At 38.6% G+C, this 16,093-nt stretch carries 17 protein-coding genes and 1 tRNA gene; 9 read left to right on the top strand and 9 right to left on the bottom strand.

Going from position 1 to position 16,093, the window contains the following annotated elements; genetic code table 11:
- The first annotated feature begins 54 nt into the window (after nucleotides 1-54).
- Entirely contained in the window at nucleotides 55-1,317 is a 1,263-nt protein-coding gene (locus AAC026_RS12125) for a tetratricopeptide repeat protein (RefSeq protein WP_339698366.1), read from the top strand.
- On the opposite strand, the gene AAC026_RS12130 is transcribed toward AAC026_RS12125, so the two are convergent.
- The 3 genes from AAC026_RS12130 to AAC026_RS12140 form a co-directional block, all read right to left on the bottom strand.
- Complete coding sequence (locus AAC026_RS12130) at nucleotides 1,314-1,640, bottom strand: hypothetical protein (RefSeq protein ID WP_339609902.1); 327 nt, start codon at nucleotides 1,638-1,640, stop codon at nucleotides 1,314-1,316. The genes AAC026_RS12125 and AAC026_RS12130 overlap by 4 nt on opposite strands.
- 116 nt (nucleotides 1,641-1,756) lie before the next feature.
- Nucleotides 1,757-1,832, bottom strand: a tRNA-His gene (locus tag AAC026_RS12135).
- A gap of 61 nt (nucleotides 1,833-1,893) precedes the next feature.
- A complete protein-coding gene (locus AAC026_RS12140) occupies nucleotides 1,894-3,231 on the bottom strand; it encodes a dihydroorotase (protein ID WP_339698369.1) in 1,338 nt (445 codons plus the stop codon).
- A gap of 70 nt (nucleotides 3,232-3,301) precedes the next feature.
- Between AAC026_RS12140 and AAC026_RS12145 the strand changes: the two genes are divergently transcribed.
- On the top strand, nucleotides 3,302-4,627 hold the full coding sequence (locus AAC026_RS12145; RefSeq protein WP_339698457.1) for a DEAD/DEAH box helicase: 1,326 nt from the start codon (nucleotides 3,302-3,304) through the stop codon (nucleotides 4,625-4,627).
- A 52-nt stretch (nucleotides 4,628-4,679) separates the two neighbouring features.
- The gene (locus tag AAC026_RS12150; protein WP_339698371.1) at nucleotides 4,680-5,555 is read left to right on the top strand and encodes a DUF4097 family beta strand repeat-containing protein; all 876 of its coding nucleotides are present in this window, start codon (nucleotides 4,680-4,682) and stop codon (nucleotides 5,553-5,555) included.
- Nucleotides 5,556-5,593: 38 nt separating this feature from the next.
- Here AAC026_RS12150 and AAC026_RS12155 read toward each other — a convergent pair whose 3' ends face one another.
- From AAC026_RS12155 to AAC026_RS12170, 4 genes are all read right to left on the bottom strand, one after another.
- A complete protein-coding gene (locus AAC026_RS12155) occupies nucleotides 5,594-6,514 on the bottom strand; it encodes a DUF1835 domain-containing protein (RefSeq protein ID WP_339698373.1) in 921 nt (306 codons plus the stop codon).
- 130 nt (nucleotides 6,515-6,644) lie between these two features.
- Nucleotides 6,645-7,127 carry an MgtC/SapB family protein gene (locus tag AAC026_RS12160; protein ID WP_339698376.1) on the bottom strand — a complete coding sequence of 161 codons (483 nt, stop codon included), beginning with the start codon at nucleotides 7,125-7,127 and terminating at the stop codon, nucleotides 6,645-6,647.
- A gap of 76 nt (nucleotides 7,128-7,203) precedes the next feature.
- The gene (locus tag AAC026_RS12165) at nucleotides 7,204-8,172 is read right to left on the bottom strand and encodes an MBL fold metallo-hydrolase (protein ID WP_339698379.1); all 969 of its coding nucleotides are present in this window, start codon (nucleotides 8,170-8,172) and stop codon (nucleotides 7,204-7,206) included.
- 3 nt (nucleotides 8,173-8,175) lie between these two features.
- The gene (locus tag AAC026_RS12170) at nucleotides 8,176-8,349 is read right to left on the bottom strand and encodes a hypothetical protein (RefSeq protein ID WP_339698381.1); all 174 of its coding nucleotides are present in this window, start codon (nucleotides 8,347-8,349) and stop codon (nucleotides 8,176-8,178) included.
- Nucleotides 8,350-8,472: 123 nt separating this feature from the next.
- Between AAC026_RS12170 and AAC026_RS12175 the strand changes: the two genes are divergently transcribed.
- The 5 genes from AAC026_RS12175 to AAC026_RS12195 all read left to right on the top strand — a co-directional run bounded on the left by AAC026_RS12175 (nucleotide 8,473) and on the right by AAC026_RS12195 (nucleotide 12,497).
- Nucleotides 8,473-9,039, top strand: a complete 567-nt coding sequence (locus AAC026_RS12175) for an RNA polymerase sigma factor (protein WP_339698383.1) — start codon at nucleotides 8,473-8,475, stop codon at nucleotides 9,037-9,039.
- A gap of 17 nt (nucleotides 9,040-9,056) precedes the next feature.
- Nucleotides 9,057-9,929, top strand: coding sequence for a hypothetical protein (locus tag AAC026_RS12180; RefSeq protein WP_339698385.1), 873 nt, complete (start codon nucleotides 9,057-9,059; stop codon nucleotides 9,927-9,929).
- Between the two features lie 8 nt (nucleotides 9,930-9,937).
- On the top strand, nucleotides 9,938-10,735 hold the full coding sequence (locus AAC026_RS12185) for a HEAT repeat domain-containing protein (RefSeq protein WP_339698388.1): 798 nt from the start codon (nucleotides 9,938-9,940) through the stop codon (nucleotides 10,733-10,735).
- A 24-nt stretch (nucleotides 10,736-10,759) separates the two neighbouring features.
- Entirely contained in the window at nucleotides 10,760-11,731 is a 972-nt protein-coding gene (locus tag AAC026_RS12190; RefSeq protein ID WP_339698391.1) for a DUF4097 family beta strand repeat-containing protein, read from the top strand.
- A gap of 142 nt (nucleotides 11,732-11,873) precedes the next feature.
- Nucleotides 11,874-12,497: a hypothetical protein gene (locus AAC026_RS12195; RefSeq protein WP_339698394.1), complete on the top strand. Its 624-nt coding sequence runs from the start codon at nucleotides 11,874-11,876 to the stop codon at nucleotides 12,495-12,497.
- 30 nt (nucleotides 12,498-12,527) lie between these two features.
- On the opposite strand, the gene AAC026_RS12200 is transcribed toward AAC026_RS12195, so the two are convergent.
- Complete coding sequence (locus AAC026_RS12200; protein ID WP_339698397.1) at nucleotides 12,528-13,466, bottom strand: carbon-nitrogen hydrolase family protein; 939 nt, start codon at nucleotides 13,464-13,466, stop codon at nucleotides 12,528-12,530.
- Between the two features lie 261 nt (nucleotides 13,467-13,727).
- Here AAC026_RS12200 and AAC026_RS12205 point away from each other — a divergent pair, with 261 nt between their 5' ends.
- Nucleotides 13,728-14,261, top strand: a complete 534-nt coding sequence (locus AAC026_RS12205) for a transposase (protein ID WP_339698400.1) — start codon at nucleotides 13,728-13,730, stop codon at nucleotides 14,259-14,261.
- 257 nt (nucleotides 14,262-14,518) lie between these two features.
- Here the strand turns inward: AAC026_RS12205 and AAC026_RS12210 are convergent, their stop codons facing one another.
- A complete protein-coding gene (locus AAC026_RS12210) occupies nucleotides 14,519-16,084 on the bottom strand; it encodes an SPFH domain-containing protein (protein ID WP_339607260.1) in 1,566 nt (521 codons plus the stop codon).
- Between the last annotated feature and the right edge of the window lie 9 nt (nucleotides 16,085-16,093).

A 16,093-nucleotide genomic window follows, 5' to 3' on the forward strand; every position in this document is an offset into this window, starting at 1 on the left:
CAAAGATTTATATTCTTATTTTTTTTAATTTCTCCTTTTATACTTAAGGGGCAAGTGAAGGAATATAATGGATTGATGGATGAGGTTTTTAAAGCTTTAGGCGATAATCAATCTGCGAAAGCGATTGATTATACGCAAGAAGCTTTTAAGTGGGCCTCTAAAAGAGGAGACACCTATCGAATGGTGGTTGCGAAAAGCACCATGGGTTATATAAGTATGCAGGTGAGAGATTATGAGGCTGCTTACATAAATTATTTCGATGCATTAAACTATTTACAAAAATCAGACACTGTTGACTTGTACAACAAGGTAGCTATTTTGAGAAGCCTTGCAGTGATTAAGTCAAGGTATTCGGATTATAAAATGGCAACAACTTTTTACAAAGAGGCTTATGAAGCGGCTAAAATTTACATTAGAAGATACCCTGATTTAGCAAAAGAGAATGGAGATTCAGGTTTGCTTATTGATCTCCCATATTTCATGGCAATGCAGATGAAAAATAATGGAGATTATGAAGGAGCAGGAGATGTACTTCTTGATCTGTGGGAAGAATCTGAATACAAAGGAGATACTGTGTCTTTAGCCAGAGCACTAAATCAATTGGGTATTATTAAGTTAGCCAATAAGGATTATTTAGAGGCTCAGAATTTCTTTTCCTATGTCGCTTTTAATAATGGCATTGCACCAGATACTAGAGCAATAGCGTTCCAAAATTTAGGTACAAGCTATTTGAGGTTGGGAAATTTAGAAAAGGCTGAGAAATGGTATTCCGAAGCCTTAGCATTAAAAGTAGAACACTCAAGTGCCCGTTCGCAGTTTGTAACGCTCTTAGACTATGGAGAGCTTGAATATAAGAAAGGAAATACAACTGCTGCAATTGAAAAGTGGGAAGAGGCTTTAAAAACCTTTGATAAAATTGATGCCGAGCCAGATTTGTTTATGATCTATGATTGGCTTCAAAAAGCCTATTTACATGTGGATATAGATAAGGCCGCCAGCTACGGAGATTTATATACAGCCAATATTCAGGATTGGATGAGCATTCAACGGAATCAAAAGGATAACCCAACCTTACAAGCTTTTAACACAAGAATAGATCAGGTGTTAAGTAAAAGAAGAGAAAATGCTGAGCAGTTGGCTTTGATCAAGGAATTTTGGCCATTGGGACTGGCTATCATTTTACTTTTTACATTCTTGCTTTACCACTTACAGCTATTCTTGACTAAGCAAAGGAGATTGTTAGCAGAAAAACGTGTAAAGGAATTGCGAGCTGTTAAGGCGCAAGAAATACTCGATAAAATAAGAAGAGATCTCTAATTATTTCCTTCAACATAAACCGCATAAAGGGATTTAATTCCCTCCCTTAGCCGGTGATTTTCTTCCATAATATCCAACTCTTCGTCATGTAAATCTCTTTGAATTGGCCCTTGGTTAAGAATAAACCAGTGTAGATTAATATGAGGATAAACCCTTAGTATGGATTGAATAGCATCGTATCCAGGTTTTGTCTTTTCATCAATATATGATTTCACAGTAGGTCCAGACAAAGCCACTTTTCTTGCAAATTCAGCTGAATTTCCTTTTTCGTAGTTGTCAATAATCCACTTAATCTTTTTGCCTGGGTGTTGGTCGAGGTCCATCAATACGAATATAAGTTATTTATCCTGATTGATGGATTGACTTGTACATAAAATTGTTCTGAGTGCTATTCAGGCATAAAAAAAGAGAGTCACTTGCGTAACTCTCTTAATATTAAGGGTGGAAGATGGGACTCGAACCCACGACCCTCGGTACCACAAACCGATGCTCTAACCAACTGAGCTACAACCACCATTTAATTGGGTTTGCAAATGTAAGGGTTCGGTTTGAATTTGCAAATACTCTGATCTCATTTTATCGATCAAATTCTAATCTATTTCCCGAACCAATGTTATTTATCTCACCATTCGAAAACACCCTTTTGCCCGATACTATGGTATTTGTTACTTTCGATTTAAACTGATGCCCTTCAAAAGGTGACCAACCGCATTTCGAAATCACATTATCTCTTTTTACTTGCCAAGGATCATTGAGGTTTACAATGGCAATATCTGCATAATAGCCCTCTCTCAAATAACCCCTTTTATGAATGTCGAACAAATCTGATACAGCATGCGAAGTCTTTTCAACTATCTTTTCTAAACTAATTTTACCCTGATGGTACAGGTCTAATAAGGCTACCAATGAATGCTGCACCAATGGCCCGCCAGACGGTGCATTAAAATAGCTGTTTGACTTTTCTGCCAGCGTATGTGGTGCATGATCAGTAGCGATAACATCAATTTTGTTTTCTATAACCCCCTTCAAAATGGCATCACGATCTGAGGCTGTTTTAACCGCTGGGTTCCATTTGATAAATGAGCCTTTGTCAGCATAATCTTGATCTGAAAACCAAAGATGGTGTACACAAGCCTCTGCAGTAATTTTCTTCTCTTTTAATGGAATGTTATTGCTGAAAAGCTCAAGCTCTTTTGCGGTGGAAATATGTAAGATATGGAGTCGTGCACCCTTCTTTTTAGCTAAATCAACTGCAAAAGAAGAAGAGGCATAGCAGGCTTCCGCACTTCGTATCACTGGATGCTCACTCATTGGAACATCTTCTCCGTATTGAGCTTTGGCCTTAGCAATATTGGCTTGAATAATTTCTTCAGACTCACAGTGTGTAGCAATCAGCGTAGGGGAGCTTTCAAAAATGTTTTCCAAAGTTCTCTGATTGTCCACTAGCATATTCCCTGTAGAAGAACCCATAAAAACCTTTACACCACATACTTTTCTTGGGTCAGTTTTGAGCACTTCATCCAAATTATCGTTTGAGGCTCCCATAAAGAAAGAGTAATTGGCCAAGCTATTTTTTGCTCCAATTTGATACTTATCCTCAAGTAACTTTTGAGTAAGTGTGTTAGGTACTGTGTTGGGCATTTCCATAAATGAAGTAATACCACCCGCCACAGCCGCTCTCGATTCAGTATAGATTTCGGCTTTATGGATAAGTCCTGGCTCTCTAAAGTGCACTTGGTCGTCAATAAGCCCTGGTAATACATATTGACCGCTGGCATCTATGATTTCATCAGCATTTAAATGTTGAAGGTCTTTATCTATTTTTTGAATAAAGCCGTTTTCGATATAAATGTCAGCTTCGAAAATCTTGTTTTCGTTGATCAACTTTCCGTTGAGAATCAGTATTGAAGACATACTAGTGTTTTTTATTGTGTCATGGGTTAACGTAATTGCAAGTTATTACCAAATAACTCCTCTGCAATTTATGGCCGAAGAAAACATTTCGTTCGAAGAATTAAAATTGAGCCGTCAGTTCCTCAATGCCATAGATGATCTAAGGTACACAGCACCTACTCCAATCCAAAGAAAAGCCATTCCGATAGCGTTGGCAGGGCATGATTTATTGGGAATAGCACAAACAGGTACTGGGAAAACTGCAGCTTTTGTATTGCCTATTCTAATGAAGCTCAAGTATGCCCAAGGGGATCATGCAAGGGCATTGATTTTAGCTCCAACTCGAGAGTTGGTCATGCAAATAGAAGATAATGCCCGTGAATTATCACGCTATACAGATTTAAGAATAGTAAGCTTATACGGTGGGCTAGGGCCAAAACATCAAATTGAGGCAATTGAAAAGGGGGTAGATATAATTGTAAGTACGCCCCAGCGCTTTTTGGACATTTACCTAAAAGGAACAATTCATACTAAGTTGATAAAAACTATGGTGTTGGATGAAGCCGATAAAATGATGGATATGGGGTTTATGCCTCAGATCAAGAATGTGCTCGAAGTTGTTCCTAGAAAACGCCAAAACATGCTTTTTTCAGCTACAATGCATGATAAAGTTATTCTGCTGACTGAGGATTTCTTAGAGTTTCCAGAGAAAATTGAAATAGCTCCGCAGGCTACAGTAATTGACACCATTGAGCAAAGACTTTATGAAGTACCCAACTTTAAGACAAAGATTAACTTATTAGAGTACTTCCTTAAAAGTGAAGAATTTCAGCGAGTGATTGTGTTTACTAAAACCAGAACCAATGCTGATAATGTTTCTAAGTTTATTGAGCGAAAGCAGCTTGGGCCAGTTCGAGTGATTCATGCCAATAAAGGACAGAACTCACGAATTAATGCCATGTATGAGTTCAAAGAAGGAGATATTAGGGTATTGGTTTCAACAGATGTTACTGCCCGAGGAATGGATATTAGTATGGTAAGTCATGTGATCAATTTTGATGTGCCTTTAATTGATGAAGACTACGTGCACAGAATTGGGCGAACGGGAAGAGCAAATAATACTGGAATTGCCATCACTTTTGCCAATGAATTGGAAATGTTTTCAGTAGCTAAAATTGAAGCGCTAATTCAGAATACAATTACCCGTCATAACCTTCCTTCAGAAGTGTTCGTAGAAAAAACTCCTTTTATAGAGTCGCAGGAAATTGCCCGAGCAATTGATGATCTTAAGAAGAAAGATGACCCAGACTTCAAGGGTGCATTTCATGAAAAAAAGAAGAAATTCTCAACCAAGAGCAGCAAGTCGTCTTCAAGTAGAACAAAGGGGAAAGGACAGCGTAAAGGAAGGAGAAAGTAAAATACTGGTCGGATTTTACTAAATTAACCGTTACATAAAAACTCAAACAACAATGAAAAAAATGATCACATCCGTTGGAATAGGGCTGGTTTGCCTTATTGCAGCACCAAACACCAACGCACAAAGCAATGGTGAATTCCATTTAGATAAGACTTACAGCATTGGAGCATCAGGAACGCTGTATCTAAACTCCGAAGACGCAGAAGTAAGAATTTCTGGCAGCAACAGGGCAGATGTACATGTTAAGATTGACCGTACACAGCAAATAAAAGGTTTTTCCTCAGGTAGGTCAGAGTTCAATGTTTTAGTAGAAAATCGTGGTGACGACTTACATATAATAGAGCGCGAAAGAAGCGGTGTGAGAATTCAAATGGGCTCTATTAGAACCGACTACCGTATTGATATTGAATTACCAGAATCGGCTTCGCTTAGGGTAAAAGGTGAAGACGATGATTATGTAGTTAGAAATGTAAGTGGAAAAATTTACATGGAAACCGAAGACGGAGATATAGAGATTATAGACTGTAGAAGTACCAATTTAGAGTTTAGATTAGAAGATGGTGATCTTAAAATCGATGGAGGATCTGGTGCTCTGACTGTTGAGTCTGAGGACGGAGATATTGAGGTGAGAAGAGGTAATTTTAGAGATATTGATATAGATGTTGAAGATGGCGATGTGATGCTGGAAACATCATTAGCAGATGATGGGAGATATATTTTAAGAGGAGAAGATTCTTCAATTGATTTTACAGTAACAAACGGAGGCGGAGAGTTTTCAATACTAAAAGATGATGGTAGTGTTCGTGCTTCAAGTGCTTTTGAAACAGTTAGGGAAACCGACCATAGGTCTGAGCTAAAACTTGCTGGAGGAAAAGCCAATATTGAAATTAGAACTGAAGACGGGAGGGTGAGGCTCAGCAAAAACTAATCTGCTTTTTAGAAAAATATTAAGGGGCGTAGCGAGAGTTACGCCTTTTGTTTTGCCTCTTTTGGTCCTATTTCTTGATTATTCTCATCCCAGACCCATTCGCTCACCAATGCTCCACCCAGAAAGTAGTTTCTATCTATCAGTGTAGAGTTATAGTTAGCTTTTAGCTTAAAAGGTTCTTTAGATTGGAATATGGGAGCCATTCGGTTTAAATAATTAATGTACTGAAGATCTCCAAATCCATAAAACTCTTGCCATTTAAGTAAGGCTCCAATCAGCCCTCTTTCCGTATCTTTTCCAGATTCAATAAGTCTAACAATTTCTTGTTCAATCAAATTAAGTCCAGACTTTGAAGAGGGAAATCGCTTTAAGTGGGCCTGAAAAGCTTTGGCCAAATAAGGGAATTCATTGGAAGGAAGAAGAATGAAGTTCTCTAAATCTCTAGGGTCTTTGGAGCAAAAGGCTTGGTAAGCATTAGAGGCAAAACTGAAATCGTTTTGACTTAGAACTCTTCTTTGTTCAAATAAGTCAGGGTACATTTCGGCAGGTAGTTCACCCAAACCCATTAGTTTTTCATATCCATTTACGTCACCCACGCAAATCAGAGAAACTTCTACATCAGCCCTGTCTTGTTGGTGAAACCAATGAAGTAACCCCATTAAATTTACTTGACAGAATAAATCATATTCAAACCAAAGAACTATCTCTTTGTAAGCTTTTAAGCTTTCTATTTTCTTGAATTCATCAATTACTTTTTCTTGGTAATCGCCTGGAGAGGTTGAAAAAAAGGAGCTAATGAAGCGACTGCGCATTTCCCAAAACTCAAGAGTACCAAATGCAGTGTGTACTGGCCCATCGCTTAAAACATCACGCCAAACTGCAGTATCTCCCTCAATACCTGATTGCTTAAGGGAATAAAGAGTGCTGTCACCATTAAGAATATGAAGAGTATTCTGCATAGAAAAAGAGTTACTCGAAAATAACTTTTTTCATCTTGAATGGCTCTTTTATGCACTGAAATATATTGACCTACTTCATGATAGACTGGAAGCGCATGCCATATCTTAATGAATAGAAAGCTGATTAAAACTATTTCACCCCTTCATTCTCTTCTGAGTTGCCAGTGATTTTACCTTTTACAGCCGAAAAGGAATAATTGATAATGAGGATTAACAAGGTGATGCCCACCGCGATTAAATATTTATGTAAAGCCGTAGCAACCCCTATTCCTAAACAATAGAGTAAAGTTGCGGCAGTGGTAAGGCCTTTTACTTTGTCATTGTTCTGTTTAATTATTGTTCCAGCACCAATAAAACTTATACCCACTACAAGCGCCTGCAGAATTCGAATAGGGTCGGCTTTTACTGCTTCTTGGAATTCATAATTATGAACAAAGTCAATTAGAGGCAGTGATAGTGAAACGATTAAACAGCTAAAGCCACCCACAATCATGTTCGTTCTTAAACCAGCGGGTTTGTCTTTGTTTTCACGTTCATAGCCCACTAAACCAGAGAGTATAGTGGCCACTAAAACACTGAATAAAATTTCTAATTCCTGATGATCGATCTCCATATTATTTCCATTTCAACTCTTTTGGAGTTAAGGAAACAACTATGATAGATTAGAGATTGTTATAACGCAGAATAATCTAAAACTTTAAAATTTGTCCTTCATAGGCAATTTTAAAGCCTTTATCTCGCACCAATTTAGATTCATCGCTATCGCTAAAGTTCATAGGATTGGTATGATTGAAATGTATAAAAAGAACTTTGGCTTTGTCTTCGTCAGAAAGTTTACCAAACAAGGCAATGCTTTCTTCCACAAAAGGGTGAGGTATTTCGCTCATGTCGCGTCCAGGTATTTCACCATTTTTAAAGAATGAAGCATCTAACAGTGCCATGTCACTTTTTCGAATGACTTCAATAATGTCTTGATTCCATTTACTCCACTTATCAATATCTGGAATGAAAATAACCGACTTGTCATTGATCTGAATTTTATAACCTACAGTTTCTGAAAATTCATCACGATGAGGAACTGTGAAAGGTGTAACCGAAATACTATTGTTCAGCTTAATGGTAGTGCTATCTTGCTGAGGCTTGATTTCTATATTGTTCAATTCAACCAACTGGCTCCAAGGCCCATTCCCTTCCAAGAAAGTCTTCATTTTTGGCATTGCATAAACTGGAACTCCAGAAGTTCCCATTACCTCCCTGCCTAAATGAATTAACCCAGTATAGTGCCCTATGTGCGCATGGGTTAAGAAAATGCCATCTAAAGGATAGTTATGGGTTTCTGAAACATCATCCAACATTTGTAATTGAAGCTTGAAGTCAGGGGTAGCTTCAAATAACCAACGCTGTTTTGTAGTAGGGTCAACAAGGCCAAGTGCCACAGCATTCTTTGGTCGTGCCGTTCTTTCCTTTATTAATTCCCATTCTTGCTTTTGACCTGCTTGGGGGTAGCCAGCATCTTGCGCCACACCCAAAACCACAATAAAAGGAGCTTCGGTAGGAATTTCTCTTTGATTGTTGGTTTCGCTACAAGCGGTAAAAAGAAATAAAAAAAGAGCCAAAAGAGGCTCAATTTTTAAGGTTGAATTTGGTGCTATTTTCATGGCTCAGCTTCCACAGCCTACACATTCAAAAGATGAATCCATAGGTTTTACCCCATTCAGTTTCATTGTTAAATTGTGTATTTGGTCCTTAATGTCCATGTCTTTAAACATGTCTCCAGTAAGTTGCGCGTTGAGCGCTTGAATTTCTTGTTCTAGGCTTTCTTTTGTCATTTCCATAATTCTATAGTGCTTAGGTTGTATGAATATAGAGCATATCTGAATAAAAACAAAAAAGTGTAACTTGACTGTAACCTTTCTGAAAAGCTTAGGTTTCCCCCATTGAATTCTTAAAAAAGACGATTGGATTCTCTCTCTGACAACGCGTTAATGCTACAAGTAAAAGAAGGACAGCTCGATAAACTCGGGTTGTTGTTCGAGCGATATAATAAAAGCCTTTATGGTTTTTTCTATCGCTTAACGCTTGACCGTGAGGTGAGTGAAGACTTAGTTCAGAATGTATTTCTGCGAATGATGAAATACAAACACAGCTACAAAGGAGACGGCCAGTTTAAAACCTGGATGTACCATATGGCCCGAAATCTTTTTGCCGACCACTACCGGAAAAATAAGAAGATGGGCTATAAAGAAGATGTAGAGGTGACTGATAAATATTTCAGAAACGACAGTAATGCAGAGTCGAATAGAATTCAAAGGGAAGAAATGGATTTGCTGCAGCATGCCATGAATCAACTGACTTTCGAAAAGAAGGAAGTTCTTATCCTTAGTAAGTATCAGGAAATGCGATATAAAGACATTGCCGACTTACTGGGAATTACTGAAAGTGCGGTGAAGGTGCGAATCTTCAGGGCATTGAAGGATTTAAAAATGGTCTATATGCAGTTGGAGGCAACTCCTTCTGCGCAGTGAAACAACAAAATAGCTGAATGATGAAAGTGATAAAGTGTATGGTTTTGCTTGTGGCATTTTTGCCAGCCCTTATAGTAAAGGGACAAAGCGAAACGGAGACAGTAAAGAAGAGTTTTACTGTCAAGAATGAAAAAGCAACTTGGTTTGCTGTGTGTAATATCGAGGGAAATGTTGAAGTGGAAGCCCATGATGGTAATACCATAGAAATTGAGGTTCAGAAGCGAATTTCAGGTAAGCAATCTGAGGTTAAACAAGGAATGGAGGAAGTTAAACTTGATTTTGCTCAAGGCGATGATTTTGTGCGAGCCAGATTTACTACCCCAAATAATAAAGTGAGAGAAAAAGATGATCCTTTGGCTTGTGGTTGGGACTGGAATCAAGATCGAGAACGTGTAGACTATAGAGTGAGGCTCGATTATAAAGTGAAAGTACCGAGAAACATCAGTGTTAAAATTTCCACGGTGAACAATAGCGATCTTTACATTAAAGGAGTGAAAGGAGAACTTTATGCCAACAATGTGAATGGTGATGTAACCCTGATTGATGTAGAAAGCAATACCAAAGCCAGTACTGTAAATGGTAAAATCGAGGTGAATTACTTGAAAATGCCTGTGGAGTTTGCCGAATTCCAGACAGTAAATGGAGAAATAGAAATTGTTGCTCCAGAAGGGTTGGGCGCCATATATAATTTCGAAACCCAATGGGGAGAAGTGTATAGTGATTTCGATTTTTCTCAAAAGCTATCACCAAAAATGGTAGTCAATAAAGGTGAACGTGGCGGTACAAAATATAAGGTTGATAACTCTAATAGTTACCAAGTAGGTAATGGAGGTCCAAAATTTTCATTCAAAACACTGAATGGAGATATAAGGGTAATGAAGGCTAAATAGTGGATAAGATGGAAGAGAAATATATGTCAATGATTACCGAATATATTGATGGCACACTTTCTCCTGAAAGGGAAAAGGAATTCCAACAATACGTTCAAGAAGGGTATATTGATATGGCCGAGGTAGAAGAAATGGCAAAACTTCAGGGAATAATCCTGAGTACAGCCGCACCAGAACCTTCAGCTGCTTTGAAGAAAAACTTCTATCAAATGCTGAATGAAGCTCAATCAAATGAACCTCAAGCTAAAGAATCGTTTCCCTTCTTAGAAAGAATAAGCACATCGATTTTTGGTAGCTTCTTAGGTAGAATGGCTTTTGGAATTGCAGTGTTAGCCATTGGTCTTTACTTCGGTACAAGTCTGGGAAATAGCTCGTACAAGGAAGAGTTATCTGATTTGAATGGGCAGATGGTAGAAATGCGCGAAATGATGATGATGGCCATGCTAGAAAAAGAATCTGTGTCAGACCGATTAAAAGGAATTCAAATATCATCAGAGCTATCATCTTCTAACGAAAAAGTAATCAATGCTCTTTTTCTTACCCTCAATAGCGACCCAAGTACAAACGTGCGGATTGCTGCGCTGAATACGTTGGCAGGGTTTGCATATGATCCTAAAGTAAGAGAAGGCCTTGTAAACAGTATTTCAAAACAAAAATCGCCCTTAATGCAAGTCAACTTGGCCGAACTGATGGTGACGCTTCAAGAGACGAAAGCAAAGGATGAGTTGAAAACTATTTTAGAAAACGATCAAACACCAGAAGAAATAAAAGTTACGCTCAGAGCGAGCATGGAAAAAATTATTTAATCAAAGACTCAAAAAACAAACAATATGAAAAAGGTAATTATAACACTATTAATGATTTGCGCTGCAATTGGCGTGAAATCTCAAAACATGAAACTAGACCCAAATATAAAGGTGGAAGTGACTCCAGACCTTAAAATGACAATGGGACCAGACTTTGAAATAGACCTAGGGGCACATATAGAACAAGCCATGAGTAGTATAGAAGGCATGTTCGGAATGGACTTTAAAGATAAAGACGGTAAGTGGAAAGATAAGTACCAACAAGATACCGAAGAGCTTGAAATTCCGCTGAGCAAACCAGGTGAAAAAGGAAAACTACAAGTAGAATCGCATAATGGAACAGTTAAGGTTTCGGCTTATTCAGGACCTACCGTTAAGGTTAAAATGATTAAGTACAGTAAGAAAGTAGAACGTGAATCAGGTAAAGATGGAATGCGCTTGTTGAGTAGTGGAGGTTTTAATGTACAAGCCGAAGAGCGTAATAATACCGTGAAAGTAGAAACAGAAGGTTGGAATAACCGAATTGACTTTGAGATTCAAGTGCCTGCCAATTTTAGTCTTGACGTTCAAACTTATAATAATGGAGCCATTGAAATTGAAGGAGTAAATGGAGAGCATAGCATAGAAAGTTATAATGGTCCAATTACGCTAAACAATGTTGGAGGGTCTGCCAGCGCTAGTACTTACAACGGTGCGATTAAAGCTACTTTTAATACCATAACAGCCAATACGCCAATGATTTTTACTACCTATAATGGTGATGTGGATTTGACGGTTCCTTCAGGCACAAAGCTCTCCACTAAAATGAAAACGTTTAGAGACATTTTTACAGACTTTGAAAACTTTGCACTTCAAAAAACAACTCCGCAAAAGAGCAAGGAAGGCAATGGTTATAAAGTGAAATATGAAGACTGGGTGGAAGGAAAACTCAATGGCGGTGGAGCCGAAGTAACAATGGAAACCAGAAACGGAAACATATATATCCGAAAAGGATAGCCAAAAGAATAGTAATTTCGATCCTGTGAATGTAAATTCACAGGATTTTTTTATTTTTACCTACCTCAATTAGTCTAAATACCGTCACGTTCCTTTTTTCCATCGAGGAAGAATTGATTTTCCAAAACTAAAGTATGTACCGATGAAACGCTCTGTAAAGATTTTTTTAATGTCACTTTTGTGTATAACGACTTTGAACCATTGTTTATCTGCTCAGGATGCAGATGCTTTGATTTCAAAATTGGCCAATAAATATGGTAGTGTACCAAACTATAAACTCAATATTGTTTATGAAGCCAATAATGAAGATATGGGTTTTAAGAATGTTCAAGAAGGAAACCTAGTGGTAAAAGGAGACCAATACATTTTGAAGTATGGGCCAAATGAAACTTGGCTTAACGATGGTAAAGTGGAATATGTAGGCACTAAAGAAGAAGACCATTCTCAAATTCTTTATTTCTGCCCAGGCCAGAACGCTGAGGCAATTGTAGATTATGGCAGTATTTTAACCTTTTACACCTCTGGTCATACTGCTTCAATGGATGGTGGTATAGTCAAATTGGTGCCAAATTCTGAAAAACCATATGCGGAGTTACACTTAACCGTTGATGGAGATAATTTGACTAAAATTTCGGCAGTAGATCAGATGGGAACTGTTTACACCTATACGCTTTCAGGTTTCAGTACTAGCGTTGGTGATCCTCAATTTGTGATTAACAAAAGAGAATATGCCGAAACGATTGATGAGCGAAAAGGCTGTAAATAATCAATACCAAAAGAGATTTAAAAGACCGACTTACTTCGGTCTTTTTTTGTTTACGGTCAGCTCAAAAACATCGTGACGCTGATAATGTCCTGTTACGTCCAAAGCCAGCCTTTCTTCGGTGCACTTTTGAAGGTCTACTTCAGTAGTGAATACACCTTCAACATCCCATTGAGGAGCTAAAATAGTTTCGCCACTTGGTCCAAAAATACAGCTGCCACCATTCAGAATCATATGCTCGGGCTTGCCTTCAAACTCTGGGGGAAGTTTAAGCTCGGAAGGAATATCTTTCACCCTCATAATTTGACCAACACCAACTGCAAAGCAGCGCCCCTCAAAGGCATAAGAACGTGTAGCTACTTGTAGCATTTCGTGCACTTTTGGCCAAACGGCCACATGAATATGTTCACCAGAATTATGCATGGTTTGGCGCGTTAGTGGCATCCAATGTTCCCAACAAATCAATCCACCAATACGACCAAAGGAGGTGTCCACCGCTTGTAATCCTGCACCATCACCCTGGCCATAAAGTAATCTTTCCGTATGCGTTGGCATAAGTTTTCGGTGATGGTTGGTCAGTTCTCCTTTTTCATTCCATGTCAGAAGGCTGTTGTAAATTGTGCCATTTCCAACACCAGAGCCAACTTTCTCGTTGATGCCCATCACTACAACTACGCCCAACTCTTTGGCCCATTTTCCAATTTGTTTTACCTCAGGTCCATTCACATCTAAGCTGTGTTCATGGGTTCTGGCAAAAACGGTTTTGGTGGCAGGAAAATCCCAGCGGGCGTACTCATCGCAGTAGTCAATCCAAGCGGGATAGCCAGTGAACCAAGTTTCTCCAAAAGTGACAAGTTGAGCCCCTTTGGCAGCAGCTTCTCTTAAAAGTGCTTCCACTTTTTGCATTGACTTCTCAACGTTCAGGTATTCTGGTGCAGCTTGTACAACTCCGATGGTTACTTTCTTATTCATAAAGCGATATTACACAATCGCTGAATAAAATGTAAGAGCGGATTATTAGAAAGGAAATGGTTACTATTAATTTTTATCATCACGTCATTCAATTGACTAAGAATGAGGTTAACAAGATGCTAATAAACTATCTATCACTCGGCATAGCCGAGCGATTGTGGCGGTGATAATGCTCAGAACTCAGTCGCTCGCTTGTAGCGAGTGACGAGTAGTTTTTAAAACTACGGTTTATTATATTCAAAGAATAGTTTGGTTAAATCTATGTCAGAATTAAGAAAAGCCAATACCGACCTGCCCTACTTTATTACACTGACCGTTGTAGATTGGGTTGATATATTTACCAGGCAGGTTTATTGTGATAAAATTATTGAGAGCCTTAATTTTTGTATTAAGAACAAAGGTTTGATAGTTTTTGAATATGTAATTATGCCCAGCCATATTCATATGATTGTTCAATCTTTAGATGGAAATTTGAATTTCATATTACGTGATTTTAAGAGCTTTACTGCAAAACAAATCATAAAGGAAATAGAAGAAAACCACGAATATGAGAGTCGTTCGAAATGGCTTTTGCATATGTTTGAGTTCAATGCAAAATACTACCGCCAGAATTCAAAATATATGTTCTGGCAAAAAACTAACTACCCAATTGAGCTCAATTCTGCTCATATTCAATACCAGAAAACTGAATATATTCGAAATAATCCTGTTGAAGCAGGGTTGGTGACTGATGGAGAGTTTTGGCAGTATTCAAGTGCAAATCCCAATTCACCACTGAGAACTAGCGGAATGTAAAGTTGGCAAGATGCCAAAACGCTAATTGTCACTCGGCACAGCCGAGCGACTGCTTATGGATGCTCACGCTCAGAACATTAGTCGCTCGCTTTTGGCGAGTGACGGATATCTTTTAATGCCTTAGCTCGAGGGATTGACTACATAGTTGGCAAGATGCCAATAAACTATCTATCACTCGGCACAATCGAGCGATTGTTCAGCAATAAAAAAGTCAAGCCTTTCGACTTGACTTTTGATCTTATTGTTAACCGATGTGACTAGTTAGACTCTTCTTCAGTTTTTCCTTTTGACTTAATTTCTTCAGCCATTTCCTGAATTTCATCTACACTTTTCCCTTTCAAGTATTCTGGTAGTTGCATACCAGCCATATTGAACATCTCTTGCAAAGGAGGTACTGATTTATAGAGACCAGAAATAAAATTAGCTGTAGAGCCTTTTGCTTCTGGGCCATTACCACCACCGTTGTCCCATACTGTAACCTTATCAATTTTAATGTTTTTGATGGCCTCAGTTTGAAGTCTTACCAATTCAGGTAGCTTATCTGCAATCATAATCATAACAGCGTCTTTACTGTCATCACCTGCTGCTTGAACAAGCTGCTTAAAGCCTTCTGCTTGTTTACTTAATATTTCATAGATACCACGAGCTTCAGCATCCATCTTTAAGAATATTGCATCCGCCTCACCTTTTGCTCTTCTTCTTACATTCTCAGCTTCAGCCTCGGCATCAATCTCAATCTTCATTTTACCTATTTCGGCAGGTATAACAATGTTAGCGTTTTGCGTAGATCGGTCTCTTTCCGCTCTGGCATTTTCCGCTTCTTTTTGAGCTTTATAGGCCTCTTCTAATGCTTTGGCCTCTTTTACTTTTTCTGCGGCTATGGCCAATCTCTCAGCTTCTGCCTGTTCTGATCTTCTTTCTGCATCAGATTTAGCAATAATAATTCTAGAGGTGTTTTCGCCTTCAACCGCTCTAGCATTTGCATCGGCAATTTTTATTCTCTCGTCTTTTTGAGCATCAGCTTCTCCCATTTTGGCCAGAGCTTCGGCATTCGCGACCTCAATTCTTTCATTTTTCTGGGCGTTGGCCTCACCAATTTTTGCCTGTGCTACCGCTGCTGCTACTTGCGTACGCTGATCTTGATGAGCGTTAGCTTCACCAATAAGTCCGTCTCTATTTTTTTCAGCCACACTCTGTCGAGCATCATTAATGGCTTTGGCAGCAGCTTCTTTACCCAAAGCCTCAATATAACCCGACTCATCTTTGATATCGGTTACGTTTACGTTGATCAGCTTCAAACCAATTTTTTTCAATTCCGCTTCAACATTAGAAGCTACATTGGCCAAGAATTTATCTCTGTTAGAGTTAATTTCTTCAATGTCCATTGTGGCAACCACCAAACGCAACTGACCAAAAATGATGTCTTTCGCTAGGTCGTGAATATTTTGTTGAGAAAGGCCTAAAAGTCTTTCAGCAGCATTGGTCATAACGCCTTCTTCAGTAGAAATACCTACAGTAAACCTTGAAGGCACATCCACACGAATGTTTTGTCTACTCAGTGCATTGGTAAGGTTTACTTCAATTGAAATTGGCGTTAGATCTAAAAAAGAATAGTCTTGAATTACTGGCCAGACAAATGCTGCACCTCCATGGATACACTTTGCTGAACGACCAGTGTCGGTACCCGCATTGTTTCCTACTCTTCCGTATACAACTAGAATTCTATCTGAAGGACAGCGTTTGTACCTCTTAAAGAGGCCAATAAGCATTACAAAGATAAAGACCGCTACAACGGCAATTAAAATGATAAAAGTTTCGCTCATATTGATTAG

Source organism: uncultured Roseivirga sp., assembly GCF_963973945.1.
Classification (GTDB): domain Bacteria; phylum Bacteroidota; class Bacteroidia; order Cytophagales; family Cyclobacteriaceae; genus Roseivirga.